We start from the raw sequence: 12,826 nt of genomic DNA, 5'->3' as shown, positions 1-12,826 counted from the left end.
CTAAAGGCGCTTCAACCGAACGAGTGCCGCGTCGAGCGCGGAGAGGAATCTCGAGCGGTCGGTCTTCGAAAACGGTGCCGGCCCGCCGATCACGTCGCCGCCCGCGCGCAGGTCGGCCATGATCGCCCGCGTCGCGATCGCACCGCCGATCGAGCTGGTCGTGAACGGCTTGCCGGTGTTCGCCAGCACGGTCGCGCCGGCCTTCACGCAGCGATCGGCGAGCAGGATATCGGCGGTGATCACGACCGACTTCGCATCGACCTGTTCGGCGATCCAGTCGTCGGCCGCATCGAACCCATCGCTGACGACGACGCGGTTGACCAGCGGATGGACGGGCACGCGAAAATGGCTGTTCGCGACGATCGTCACCGGCACCTCGTGCCGCCACGCGACCTTGTAGATCTCCTCCTTCACCGGACACGCGTCGGCGTCGACGAGGATGCGAAGCGATGTCATCGATCCTCCCCCGCCAGGGGGAGGTGGCAGGCGTAGCCTGACGGAGGGGGCGGTGACGACGACATCCGTTGCGTGTCCTCCCCCTCCGTCACCTTCGGCGACAACTCCCCCTTGCGGGGGAGGATGAGCATCGCTCAGCTCCGCTCGCGGTTCCCGCGATACGGGGGCTTCCGCGCCGGAGCCGGACCGCCACGCGGTGCCGCACGGTGCAGCGTCGAGCGCGGACCGCCCGCATTGCTGCGACCACCACCGCCGCCGCCATCATGCCGCGCACCGCTCTCGGGCGCGCCCTGCATCGCCTCGATCGCCACGCCGCTCTCTTCTTCGCCAGCCTGCGCGGTGCGCTGAATCGCCGCCGAGAAGCGCGCCGCAACGGTGCGCGGAATCTCGAACGCGGTCTCGTTCGGCCCGATGCGGATCGCCCCGATCTCGGACTTGGTGATGTGCCCGCGACGGCAGATCAGCGGCAGGATCCAGCGCGGATCGGCGTTCTGGCGACGACCGATGTCCATCCGGAACCACACCGTGTCCTCGAAGCCTGCGCGCGGGCCCTGCGAACGCTCGTCCTGCGTCGGCTGCTTGCTCTGGTCGATCAGATCCTCGGCCTGCGGCATCGTGGCGCGGTGCATGTGCACCAGCGCCGCGGCGATATCCTCCGGCGTCTTCTCGGCCATCAGGCGGACGGCGAGTGCGCGATCCTCCTCCTCGACCTCGACCGGCTGCAACAGCATGCCGATCAGCCGCTCATGATCGTTCTTGCGGATGTCCTCGGCGGTCGGGGCGTTGACCCACTCCGCGTTGATCTTCGCACCGCGCAGCATCATTTCGACGCGACGGCGACGCGGGAACGGCACGATCAGCACGGCCGTGCCCTTCTTGCCCGCACGACCGGTACGACCCGAGCGATGCTGCAATGTCTCGGCATCGCGCGGCAGTTCGACATGAACCACCAGCGACAACGTCGGCAGATCGATTCCGCGCGCGGCAACGTCCGTGGCCACGCAGACACGCGCACGACGATCGCGCAGCGCCTGCAACGCGGCGTTACGCTCGTTCTGCGAATGCTCGCCCGACAGTGCGACCGCGGCAAAGCCACGCTCGACCAGGCTCGCATGCAGATGGCGCACGTTATCGCGAGTCGCGCAGAACAGCATCGCCGTCTCCGCCTCGTGGAAGCGCAGCAGGTTGATCACCGCATGCTCGATCTCGGACGGCGAGACCGTGACGGCCTGGTACGAGATGTCGCCATGACCGCGGTCCTCGCCGACGGTCGAGATGCGCAGCGCGTCCTTCTGGTAGCGCTTCGCAAGCGCGACGATCGGCCGCGGCATCGTCGCCGAGAACAGCAAAGTCCGGCGCTGTTCGGGCGACGCGTCGAGGATCTGCTCGAGATCCTCGCGGAAGCCCATGTCGAGCATCTCGTCGGCCTCGTCGAGCACCGCGACCTTCAAGGCCGACAGGTCGAGCGCGCCACGCTCGAGATGGTCGCGCAGACGGCCAGGCGTGCCGACGACGATATGCGCGCCGTGGGCGAGCGAACGACGCTCCTTCGAGGCGTCCATCCCACCGACGCAGGTCGAAATCCGCGCGCCGGCCTTGGCATAGAGCCACATCAGCTCGCGGCTGACCTGGAGCGCGAGCTCGCGGGTCGGCGCGATGCAGAGAACGAGCGGCTTGTGCGGGGCTGGCAGGCGCTGGACGCCGTCCTCACCCGCTTCACCGAGCAGTTCGCCGGCCATAGCCAGGCCGAACGCGACGGTCTTGCCCGACCCGGTCTGCGCCGACACGACGAGATCGCGACCGATCGCATTGTCCTCGATCACGTGCGCCTGCACGGGGGTGAGCGCGGTATAGCCACGCGCTTCGAGCGCCTCGGAGAGAAGCGACGGAATATTTGTAAAAGGCATGTACGTCCTAATTGGTGGCCGGCTTACGCAACGGCAAGGCACTGGCGTGGTGGTCCCTACAGGACTTGACCCGCGGCCCACCCGCTCGCCCATGCCCATTGGAAGTTGTAGCCGCCGAGCCACCCTGTGACATCGACCGCTTCGCCGACTGCATACAGCATTGGTACGCGTTTGGCTTGCATTGTTTGCGAGGAGAGCTCCGCGGTGCTGATTCCGCCCGCGGTGACCTCGGCCTTGGCATAGCCCTCCGAGCCATTTGGTGTGAATTGCCAGTAGCTTAGTGCGCGTTCGGCGTCCTGGAGCTTGCGATCGGTGACGGTCGAAATCTCGCCGGTCAGCGCCAGTTTCTCGCTCAAAGTCTCCGCGAGTCGGTCCGGAAGCGTGCCCCCGAGCAATTTCCGCAGAGTCGCGCGCGGCGTGGCACGCTTGGCCGCCGGCAGCCATCCGGACTCGCGATCGGGCAGGAAATCGATCCCGATCGGCTGCCCGTTGCGCCAGTAGGACGAAGCCTGGAGGATCGCCGGCCCCGACAAGCCGCGATGCGTGAACAGCGCCGCCTCGCGAAACGCGGTCTTGCCGGCAGTGGCCACGACATCCGCGGCAACCCCCGACAATTCGCGAAACAGGATCTCGTCGCCGCCCAGCGTCAGCGGCACCAGCGCTGGCCGCGGCTCGACCACCTTCAACCCGAACTGCCGCGCGAGATCATAGGCAAACCCCGTCGCGCCCATCTTGGGGATGGAAGGCCCGCCGGTCGCGATTACCAGCGCAGGCGCGGTGACGGTACGGCCTTCGATCGACACGCGGTACCGCCCGTCTGCATGTTCGACTCCGGTGACAGAGCGCCCGAGCGACAAGTCGACGCGCCCCTTGTCGCATTCGTCGAGCAGCATCTCGACGATCTGTTTCGCGGAGCCGTCGCAGAACAGCTGCCCCAGCGTCTTCTCATGCCACGCGATCCCGTAGGACTCGACGAGCGCAATGAAATCCTGCGCGGTGTAGCGACCGAGCGCGGACTTCGCGAAATGCGGGTTGGCGGAGATATAGCGATCGGCGGCGGTGTGGATGTTGGTGAAATTGCACCGCCCGCCACCGGAGATGAGAATCTTCTTCCCCGCCTGCTCGGCATGGTCGACGAGCAGAATCTTCCGCCCGCGCTGCCCGGCGACTGCAGCGCACATGAGCCCGGCGGCGCCGGCTCCAAGGATGATTGCGTCGTAGTCGGACAAGTATCGCTCCGCGCGGCTTGGGTCTGCAGCCGCCAACAAGGTGTGTCCCCGCGAAGGCGGGGACCCAGACTGGACTCCCGCCTTCGCGGGAGAACAAGGAGGGGCGGATATAGCGCATGATAGATCGCTGGACCTACCCCCCCACCCCGGCGAAGGCCGGGGCCCAATTGGGGGACGCTAGTGACGCCGGTTGCGCGCGGTTACGCCGACCTTCCCAATTGGGCCCCGGCCTCCGCCGGGGTGTTTGCACTAATCATACTCCCGTCATCCTGACGAAAGTCCAGGGTGACGGGAGTCGAGCGTCAGTGCGTCAGCCCGCCCCTACCGCAACTTCGCGATATTCAGCGCATCTTCCTTCGCGCGCGTCTTGATCGACTCCTCGCTCCGGGTCAGCGCCTTGGCGATCTGCTTCAACGCCATGCCCTTCTTCGCCAGCGTGTGCAGTTTCTGGATCTCGTCCTGCGTCCACGCCTGCCGGTGCCGTTCGAATTTAGCCTCAGCCATCAGCCGTCATCCTTGTCGATCGCTAGCACCTCGATCGCATCCGCCTTGTCCGCAAACGCCACCTTCTCGCCGACCGCAGCCCCCATCAGCGCGCGCGCCAACGGTGCCGAAAACGCCAGCCGATCCTCGCCCGGCTCGGCCTCGTCGCCCCCGACGATAGCAATAACCCGCTCCGCCCCGTTCATCCGCACCCGAACGCGCGAACCGATCCCGACCTCGTCGTCTTCAGGCTCGGGCGCAATCTCGGCGGTCGTCTGCCGCGTGTGCCAATAGCGCAGGTCGCGCAGTAAAGCCTTGCGCGCCTCCTCGTCAGCCTCCGCCGCGACCGCAGCCTCGATCGTAACAACCCGCTCGCCAATCAACCGCAACCCTCGCGCCGTGACCAGATTGGGCCCCGGCGCGATCGGCTGCTCGAACTTCGGCTCGAGATGTTCCTCGTCGCTCTCCCGGCGAAACGCGACGCTCACGAGATCACTTCAGACACGCGACGATCCCGGCGATCGCCGCCAGCGTGCCATCGACATTCTTCACCTTTACGACGTCCAGCCCAAGCTGCTCGGCCGGGTAATCATTCCCGCCCGGGAAGATCGCGTCGCCGATGAACATCATCTTGTCGAGCGCGATCCCGCTCGCATCGCTGAGCTTCTTCAAGCCATAGGCCTTGTCGACACCCTCGCGCGTGATGTCGATCGAGGTCGCACCACCCATGTTGATCGACAGCCCTGGCAGGCGCTTGCGCAGATCGGCCTGGATCACCTTGCGCTTGGCGAAATCGGGATCCCAGCTGTGCTTGGCGTCGATCGGCGCTTCCTGGCCGAGGGCCGAGAACGTGATCTGGCTCCCACGATCCTCGATCCGCTCCCCCCAGGTCTTTTCGGGAACGAAGCCAGTCGCTTCCAAGGACTCGTCGAACGCCGTCAGGATCTTCTGCTTCTCGTCGTCCTCGAACAGCTCGGCATAGACCGCGCGCCATTCGTCATCGAACCGGTACAGCTTCGTACCCGTCGTCGGCATCAGCCACAGCTTGGTGCGATCGGCGCGCTCGGGCAGGCGGCTCGCCACCTGCTTTTCGAACTGAGGCCAGTCGCCGCCCGAGATCACCGCGACATGCGCGACGTCGAGCAGATTGGCCAGCGCCTCGCCCATCGGCTCTTGCAGCGGCTGCTTGCTCTCGGCCAGCGTTCCGTCGAGATCGAAGGCAACGAGTTCTTTCATGCGGAAACTCCGGTCAGGATGAATGTGTCGATCGCGTGCGCAACGCCGTCGGCATCGTTCGCGGTGGTAACCTCATGGACGACATCGCGCACGCTCTGCGGCGCATTGCCCATGGCGATGGCCAACCCGGCCCGCTTCAGCATCGCGATGTCGTTCGCCTGATCGCCGATCGCGGCGGTGTCGGTCAAGCTCACGCCGAACGCATCCGCCAGTTCCTCGATCCCGCTGCCCTTGTTGCCGGCGACGGGCGTGATGTCGAGATAATAGGTCTGGCTCTGGACGATCGTCGCCTTGGTGTCGAACTTCGCCGCGACCTTGGCGTGCAGGTCGCGCAACAGGTCTTCGTCGTCGCTGACGAACGTCACCTTGTCGGCCTTGGCCAGCAAATCGGTAAAGTCGGAGACGATCACCGGATCCTGCGCCGATGCTTTCCGCTCGCTGCCGACATGCCCGCCCTGGTCGGTGCTGGCATACCAGACGTCACCCGCGAAGAACCATGTATCGACAGGCGCATCGCCGATGATCTCCATCGCGCCGCGAACCACGTTGACGTCGATCATGTGATGCTCGATCACCGAACCGTCGCGCTTGAACACGATACCGCCGTTAAAGGCCCCCATCGGCTCGTCGATCCCGAGCAGGTCGGCGATCGGCATCATCCCCGACCGCGGCCGCGCGCTGATGATCGTGAAGCCGAGGCCCGCCGCCTTAAGCCGCTCGACCGCGTCGACCGTCACCGGCGTTACCGTCTTCTCCTTGTCGACGAGCGTCCCGTCGACATCGGAGACGAGGAGCTTGATCGCCGACCCTTCTGCGCCGTCGCTCCTGCCGCCGCTCACTGCGGCATCTCGACATGACCGCCAAACCCGAAGCGCATCGCCGACAACAGCTTGTCGCCGAACGTATGGTCGACGCGGCTGCGATAGCGCGCATAGAGCGCGGCGGTCAGCACGTTGGCGGGCACCTTCTCCTCCATCGCCGCGTCGATCGTCCACTGGCCCTCGCCCGAATCCGCGACGCTGCCGCTATAGCCTTCGAGCGTCCCGTCCTTCGCCAGCGCGATCGCCGACAGATCGAGCAGCCACGACGAGATCACGCTCCCGCGACGCCACACTTCCGCAACGTCGACCAAGTTGATGTCGAAGCGCTCCTCCTCGACGACATGCTCGCCCGACTTGCCCTTGAGGATGTCGAAGCCCTCGGCATAGGCCTGCATCAGGCCGTATTCGATCCCGTTATGCACCATCTTGACGAAGTGCCCCGCCCCCGGCGGGCCAGCGTGGATATAGCCTTGCTCAGCGCGCGGATCGGCCTTTTCCTCGACGCGGCCCGGTGTGCGGACGATGTCGCCCATGCCCGGCGCCAGCGTCGCGAAGATCGGATCGAGCAGGTCGACGGTGTCCTTCTCGCCGCCGATCATCATGCAGTAGCCGCGCTCTAGGCCCCACACGCCGCCCGACGTACCGACGTCGACATAGTGGATGCCCTTTTCGGCCAGTTCCTTGGCACGACGGACGTCGTCCTTGTAGAAGCTGTTGCCGCCATCGATGATGATGTCGCCGTCGTTCGCCTTCGCGGCGATTGCCTGGACGGTGCTCTCGGTCGGCTCGCCCGCGGGAACCATGACCCACCAGATCGCCGGCGTGTCGAGCTTGCCGCGCATGTCGTCGAGCGACTCCGCACCGATCGCGCCGTCGGCGGCCAGCTTCTTCACGGCCTCCGCGTCACGGTCGAACGCGACGACCTCATGGCCGTCGTTCATCAACCGGCGCGCGATATTGCCGCCCATCCGGCCGAGGCCGATAAGTCCGATCTTCATGCGGAATCCTTTATGTAGGGTATGCACACCTAAAGTCCGTCACCCCGGACTTGTTCCGGGGTCCACCGTCCCGCGCACTCGAATCGATCGGTCTGGCGGAACGGTGGATGCCGGACCAAGTCCGGCATGACGTAACCTTACGCAGTCGCGGGCTGCTTCTTCGCGATCGCGCCGAGCAGGTCGTCGAACGCCTTCACGAACGATGCGACACCCTCTTCGACCAGCTTGCCGGTCACGCCGTTGAGGTCGAGCCCCAGCCGCTCGGCTTCGGCCAGCACGTGGCGGGCCGCATCGACATTCTGCGTGATCGTCTCGGCCGCAGTGCCGTGATCGCGGAACGCGTCCATCGTCTTCGGTGGCATCGTGTTGACCGTGTCCTTGCCGATCAACGTGTCGATATACAGCGTATCGGGATAGCTAGGATCCTTCACGCCGGTCGACGCCCACAACAGCCGCTGTGGCTGTGCGCCCTTGGCGGCGAGTGCCTGCCAGCGATCCGACTTCAGGAAGTCGAGATACCATTGATACGCCATCTTCGCATTGGCGATCGCAACCTTGCCGCGCACCGCCTTCAGCGCCTCGGCCTCGGCATCGCCCTTCTCGACGCGCGCATCGATCGCCTTGTCGATCGTCGAATCGATCCGGCTGACGAAGAAGCTCGCAACGCTGGCGATCCGGTCGATCGGCTTGCCCTCGGCGACGCGCTTTTCGAGCCCCGCCGCATAGGCCTCGGCGACACGCACATACGCGTCGATCGAGAACAGCAGCGTCACATTGACGTTGATCCCTTCCGAGATCGCGGTCGAGATCGCCGGGCCGCCCGCGAGCGTGCCCGGAATCTTGATCATCAGGTTCTGCCGGTCGACCGCCGCCCACAGCTTCTTCGCCTCGGCGATCGTCGCGTCGGTATCGTCCGAGATATAGGGCGACACTTCGAGGCTGACATAGCCGTCCTTCGCGTCGAGCTTGTCATAGACGGGCTTCAGCGTGTCCGCCGCCGCCTTGATGTCCTGGATCGCCAGATGCTCGTAGCGGTCGATCGTCGCCGCGCCGGGGTTCTCCTTGTCGAACTTCGCGAGCGTCGAGTCATAGGCATCACCATGCCCCATCGCCTTTTCGAAGATCGACGGGTTCGACGTGACCCCGGTCAGACCGTCCTCGTCGACCAGCTTCTGCAGGCCACCGGCCTCCAGAAACTTCCGGTCGACGAAATCGAGCCATACCGCCTGGCCATGGCCTTCGAGATCGTTGAGCGCACCCATCACTTGGTCTCCATAACCTGGCGGGCCACCTTGACGACATTGTCGACGGTGAACCCGAATTTGTCCTGCAACTTGGCGAGCGGTGCCGATGCGCCGAAGGTCGACATCGTCACAGTCGCGCCGTCGAGCCCGACATACCGATCCCAACCGATCGATCCGGCCATCTCGATCGCGACGCGGGCGCGGACGCCCTTGGGCAGCACGCTCTCCTTGTACGCGGCGTCCTGCAACTCGTAGCGATACCAGCTCGGCATCGACACGACCCGGCTCTTCACCCCGACCGCCGTCAGTTTCTCATGCGCCTCGACCGCCAGCGACACTTCGCTGCCTGTGGCGATCAGGATCACGTCGGGCGTGCCGTCACTGTCCGCAAGGACATAGCCGCCCTGCGCGACGCCGTCGGCGCTCGCGTACTTGGTCCGGTCGAGCGTCGGCAAAGCCTGGCGCGACAGGATCAGCGCGGCGGGCGTGCTCGCGTCCTTCAGGACCGCCTTCCAAGCCGCGACCACTTCGTTCGCGTCGCTCGGACGGAGCGTGTCGAGGCCGGGAATCGCGCGCAGCGTGGCGAGATGCTCGATCGGCTGGTGCGTCGGGCCGTCCTCGCCGACTCCGATCGAGTCGTGCGTGAACACCCAGACTGTGCCGACTTCCATGATCGCAGACAGTCGCACTGGTGCGCGCATGTAATCGACGAACACCAGGAAGGTGGAGCCGTAGGAGCGCAGATGCGACAACGCCATGCCGTTGACGATCGCGCCCATGCCATGTTCGCGAATGCCGAAATGGAAGTTCCTGCCGCCGTAATTCTCGGCCTCGAACGAGGGCTGGCCCTTGATGTCGGTCTTGGTCGACGGCGCGAGATCGGCAGAACCGCCGATCAACCACGGCACCTTGGCCGCAATCGCGTTGAGCACCTTGCCGCCCGAATCACGGCTGGCAAGCCCCTTGGGATCCGCCTCGAACACCGGAATGTCGGCATCCCAGCCCTCGGGAAGCTCGTCCTTGAGCAGCAGCTCAAGCTCGGCCGACAGCTCGGGGTGCGCGTCGCGATATTTGTCGGTCAGCGCGACCCACGCGTCACGCAGCTTCGCACCACGATCCGCGATCGCTCCGTTGAAATGCTCGATCACGCCGTCGGGCACGTAGAAGGACTTGTCCTCGGGCCAGCCGTAAGCCTGCTTGGTAAGGCGGATATTCTCCTCGCCGAGCGGCTCGCCGTGCGCCTTCTCGCTGCCCGCCTTGGGGCTGCCGTAGCCGATCACCGAATGCACGACTATGAAGGTCGGCTTGTCGGTGGTCGCCTTGAACGTTTCGATCGCACGGGCAAGCGCGGCGGTGTCGTTGGCGTCGTCGATATGGATGACGTTCCAGCCATAGGCGTCGAAGCGCAGACCGACATCCTCGTCGAACGCGAGGTCGGTCGCACCCTCGATCGAGATATGGTTGCTGTCGTAGATCCAGCACAAATTGCTGAGCTTCAGATGCCCGGCCATGCTCGCCGCCTCGGCGGAGACGCCCTCCATCATGTCGCCATCGCCGCACAGCGTGTAGACGTCATGGTCGAACAGCGTGAAACCGTCCTTGTTGTAGCGCGCGGCCAGCCAGCGCTCGGCGATCGCCATGCCGACCGAATTGCCGCAACCCTGGCCCAGCGGACCCGTCGTCGTCTCGACGCCCGTCGTGTGGCGATATTCGGGGTGGCCCGGCGTCTTCGACGACAGCTGGCGGAACTGCTCGATATCCGAAAGGCTGACGGCCTCCTTGCCGGTCTTGTTACCGTCCGCGTCGATCTCTTCGATTTTGGCGAGGTGGATCAGCGAATAGAGCAGCATCGACGCATGGCCGACCGACAGCACGAACCGGTCGCGGTTGGGCCAGTCGGCGTGCTTGGGATCGTAGCGCAGGAACTTCGACCAGAGCGTATAGCCGACCGGCGCCAGCGCCATCGGCGTGCCCGGATGGCCCGAATTGGCCTTCTGCACCGCGTCCATCGACAGCGTGCGGATGGTATCGATCGTGAGGCGTTCGGGCGAACCGTCCTCGTGCAGCATGGGGTCCGCCTTGGGGGCGACGGTTGCGGTATCGGTCATGGAAGAAGCCTCGTTCTAGACTGTGACCGAACGCCGCGCATCCGATCTGGTTGCCAAGATAGGATGCCTTTAGGCGGATGCACCCGAGCGTTCCAGTCGCGTAACGACACCATTCGTTGCAATATAGGCCGCATCGACCTCGTCGAGGAACAGCCCGTGGCCGAGAATGCCGGGGATCGCGGCGAGCATGGCAGCCGTTGCGCGGGGGTCTTCGAGCGTGGCGAAGTGACAGTCGACGACAAGATTGCCTTGATCCGTCCGATACTTGGCCCGAATCACCGGCGCCGCACCCTGGTCGGTCAGCACGCGCATCGCATAGGTTATGGCGAACGGCAGCACCTCGACCGGCAGCTTGGCCGCGCCGATCCGCGCGACCTGCTTGGAGCCATCGGCGATCACGATCATCCGTGCCGAGCTTGCGGCGACGATCTTCTCGCGCAGCATCGCCCCGCCGGCGCCCTTGATCGCGAAGCAGCGCGCGTCGATCTCGTCGGCGCCGTCGATCGTCAGGTCGACGCGCGCGATGTCGGCGAAGTCGAGGATGTCGATCCCCACGGCGCGCGCGAGTTCGCCGCTGGCATCGGAGGTGACGACCGCGCGGACCGCCAAGCCCGCCGCGACCCGCTCGCCCAGCGTCCGGATCGCGAACGCCGCGGTCGACCCGGTGCCAAGGCCGACGAGCATCCCGTCCGTCACTTCAGCCACCGCCGCCACCGCCGCGGCCATCTTGTCGTCATCGATCATCGTCCTGCGCCTTTTCAAACCGACCGCTTCCCCGTTCGCCCTGAGCGATGTCGCAGGGCATGCCCCAGGCGAAGGTGATTCGACTTCGCTCGGCACGAAAGGATAGGGGACGTGGTCGTCGCAACGGGCACCCCAACACACCCGTCATCCCGACGAAAGCCAGGACCTAGAGCCACAAACGATCCCCTCGCAACTCTGGATCCTGACTTTCGTCAGGATGTCGGAACGGGGAGAAACGTCTCCACCAAACAAACAGGTTACTCTTTCTACCCTATTTTCCGCGCCCGCTTTTCAACTGACATACTTCTGGTACATCCTCGTGGTTTAGCCCGACCAACAGCTGCCACACTGATCGCGAGCGGATACCAAACTTGATAGCCACACGATTTTCTACGCGGCGGTGCGCCATCCTGCTCGTACCCGCGCTGGCGCTCGCCGCCTGCTCCGGCGGCGGCGAAAAGGCGCAAGGCAAGGGCAAAGCCGGCCAACCCGGCCAAGGTACCCCGACCGTCGGCTATGTCGTCGTCCAGCCGACCAGCGTCGCGATGACCACGCAGCTCGCCGGCCGCACCACCGCGTTCGAAAGCTCGGACGTCCGCCCGCAGGTCACCGGTATCATCCGCCGCCGCTTCTTCACCGAAGGCACGCTCGTGAAGCGCGGCCAGCCGCTCTACGAGATCGACCCCCGCCTCTACCGCGCCGCCGCCAACGAGGCGCAGGCAAACGTGCAAAGCGCGCAGGCGAACCAGCAGGCGCAAAAGCAGCTCGCCGATCGCTACAAGCCGCTCGCCGAGATGGAGGCGATCAGCAAGCAGGATTACACCAACGCCGTCGCCACCTCGCGTCAGGCCACGGCTTCGGTCGCGCAGACCCGCGCCGCGCTCGAGACCGCGCGGATCAACCTGAAGTTCACGACTGTCCCCGCGCCGATCACCGGTCGCATCGGTCGCTCGCTGTTCACCGTCGGCGCACTCGTCTCGGCAACACAGACCGATCCGCTCGCGCAGATCCAGCGGCTCGATCCGATGTTCGTCGATATCCAGCAATCCTCCGGCGACCTGCTCGCGCTGCGCCGCTCGCTCGGCCAGAACGGCATCGTCCCGACCCGCGCCGAAGTGCGCCTGACGCTCGAGGACGGTAGCGAATATGGCGCGACCGGCTCGGTCGAATTCGCCGAAGCCCTGGTCAACACCGAGACCGGCACGGTGACGCTGCGCGCGCGCTTCCCCAATCCGCAGGGGCTGCTGCTGCCCGGCATGTTCGTCCAGGCCAAGTTCGCGCAGGCGATCAACCAGCGCGCGTTCCTCGTGCCGCAGGCGGGTCTGTCGCGCGACGCGAAGGGCAATGCGACGGTCTATGTGATCGATGCCAACAACAAGGCGATCCAGAAGACGGTCAAGGCCGACCGCACGCAGGGCGCGTTCTGGGTCGTGACCAGCGGCCTCAACCCCGGCGACAGGATCATCACGCAGGGCCTGTCGAAGATCGCGCCCAACCAGAGCGTGAAGCCCGTCCCCGAAAACGCCGCGCAAAAGATCGAAGCGCCCAAGGACGATGGTTCAGGCGGCGACTCCAGCCAGAAAAAGGCCGGCTAAGCCCT

At 65.4% G+C, this 12,826-nt stretch carries 12 protein-coding genes; 1 reads left to right on the top strand and 11 read right to left on the bottom strand.

Going from position 1 to position 12,826, the window contains the following annotated elements; translation table 11 throughout:
• From EQZ23_RS15035 to rpiA, 11 genes are all read right to left on the bottom strand, one after another.
• Window positions 1-456, bottom strand: a complete 456-nt coding sequence (locus tag EQZ23_RS15035) for a YaiI/YqxD family protein (RefSeq protein ID WP_128455227.1) — start codon at window positions 454-456, stop codon at window positions 1-3.
• Window positions 457-590: 134 nt separating this feature from the next.
• Window positions 591-2,363, bottom strand: coding sequence for a DEAD/DEAH box helicase (locus EQZ23_RS15030; protein ID WP_128455226.1), 1,773 nt, complete (start codon window positions 2,361-2,363; stop codon window positions 591-593).
• Between the two features lie 56 nt (window positions 2,364-2,419).
• Complete coding sequence (locus EQZ23_RS15025; protein ID WP_128455225.1) at window positions 2,420-3,592, bottom strand: NAD(P)/FAD-dependent oxidoreductase; 1,173 nt, start codon at window positions 3,590-3,592, stop codon at window positions 2,420-2,422.
• A gap of 321 nt (window positions 3,593-3,913) precedes the next feature.
• Window positions 3,914-4,096: a hypothetical protein gene (locus EQZ23_RS15020; protein WP_128455224.1), complete on the bottom strand. Its 183-nt coding sequence runs from the start codon at window positions 4,094-4,096 to the stop codon at window positions 3,914-3,916.
• Window positions 4,096-4,563 carry a GreA/GreB family elongation factor gene (locus EQZ23_RS15015; RefSeq protein ID WP_128455223.1) on the bottom strand — a complete coding sequence of 156 codons (468 nt, stop codon included), beginning with the start codon at window positions 4,561-4,563 and terminating at the stop codon, window positions 4,096-4,098. Before EQZ23_RS15015 ends, EQZ23_RS15020 begins: the two co-directional genes overlap by 1 nt.
• A gap of 4 nt (window positions 4,564-4,567) precedes the next feature.
• Complete coding sequence (locus EQZ23_RS15010; protein ID WP_128455222.1) at window positions 4,568-5,311, bottom strand: HAD-IIB family hydrolase; 744 nt, start codon at window positions 5,309-5,311, stop codon at window positions 4,568-4,570.
• Window positions 5,308-6,150: a Cof-type HAD-IIB family hydrolase gene (locus EQZ23_RS15005; RefSeq protein WP_128455221.1), complete on the bottom strand. Its 843-nt coding sequence runs from the start codon at window positions 6,148-6,150 to the stop codon at window positions 5,308-5,310. The genes EQZ23_RS15010 and EQZ23_RS15005 overlap by 4 nt, the downstream gene beginning before the upstream one ends.
• On the bottom strand, window positions 6,147-7,130 hold the full coding sequence (gnd, locus tag EQZ23_RS15000) for a phosphogluconate dehydrogenase (NAD(+)-dependent, decarboxylating) (RefSeq protein ID WP_128455220.1): 984 nt from the start codon (window positions 7,128-7,130) through the stop codon (window positions 6,147-6,149). The genes EQZ23_RS15005 and gnd overlap by 4 nt, the downstream gene beginning before the upstream one ends.
• Window positions 7,131-7,267: 137 nt before the next feature.
• Entirely contained in the window at window positions 7,268-8,392 is a 1,125-nt protein-coding gene (gene tal / locus EQZ23_RS14995) for a transaldolase (RefSeq protein WP_128455219.1), read from the bottom strand.
• Window positions 8,392-10,482 carry a transketolase gene (tkt, locus tag EQZ23_RS14990; RefSeq protein ID WP_164913468.1) on the bottom strand — a complete coding sequence of 697 codons (2,091 nt, stop codon included), beginning with the start codon at window positions 10,480-10,482 and terminating at the stop codon, window positions 8,392-8,394. The genes tal and tkt overlap by 1 nt, the downstream gene beginning before the upstream one ends.
• A 69-nt stretch (window positions 10,483-10,551) precedes the next feature.
• Window positions 10,552-11,226 (bottom strand): ribose-5-phosphate isomerase RpiA, encoded by a 675-nt coding sequence (gene rpiA / locus EQZ23_RS14985; RefSeq protein ID WP_128455218.1) that lies wholly within the window; start codon window positions 11,224-11,226, stop codon window positions 10,552-10,554.
• 374 nt (window positions 11,227-11,600) lie between these two features.
• Between rpiA and EQZ23_RS14980 the strand changes: the two genes are divergently transcribed.
• Complete coding sequence (locus EQZ23_RS14980; RefSeq protein WP_128455615.1) at window positions 11,601-12,821, top strand: efflux RND transporter periplasmic adaptor subunit; 1,221 nt, start codon at window positions 11,601-11,603, stop codon at window positions 12,819-12,821.
• Window positions 12,822-12,826 lie beyond the last annotated feature (5 nt).

Origin of the sequence: Sphingomonas sp. UV9, from assembly GCF_004101245.1 — a bacterium.
Lineage (GTDB): Bacteria > Pseudomonadota > Alphaproteobacteria > Sphingomonadales > Sphingomonadaceae > Sphingomonas.
Note: the sequence above shows the minus strand (reverse complement) of the source record. Positions and strands in the feature narration are given on the sequence as shown.

Coding starts and splice junctions, on each gene's coding strand:
- gnd (WP_128455220.1), bottom strand. CDS start 7,130: ATGAAGATCGGACTTATCGGCCTCGGCCGGATGGGCGGCAATATCGCG.
- tkt (WP_164913468.1), bottom strand. CDS start 10,482: ATGACCGATACCGCAACCGTCGCCCCCAAGGCGGACCCCATGCTGCAC.
- EQZ23_RS15035 (WP_128455227.1), bottom strand. CDS start 456: ATGACATCGCTTCGCATCCTCGTCGACGCCGACGCGTGTCCGGTGAAG.
- EQZ23_RS15020 (WP_128455224.1), bottom strand. CDS start 4,096: ATGGCTGAGGCTAAATTCGAACGGCACCGGCAGGCGTGGACGCAGGAC.
- rpiA (WP_128455218.1), bottom strand. CDS start 11,226: ATGATCGATGACGACAAGATGGCCGCGGCGGTGGCGGCGGTGGCTGAA.
- tal (WP_128455219.1), bottom strand. CDS start 8,392: ATGGGTGCGCTCAACGATCTCGAAGGCCATGGCCAGGCGGTATGGCTC.
- EQZ23_RS15030 (WP_128455226.1), bottom strand. CDS start 2,363: ATGCCTTTTACAAATATTCCGTCGCTTCTCTCCGAGGCGCTCGAAGCG.
- EQZ23_RS15010 (WP_128455222.1), bottom strand. CDS start 5,311: ATGAAAGAACTCGTTGCCTTCGATCTCGACGGAACGCTGGCCGAGAGC.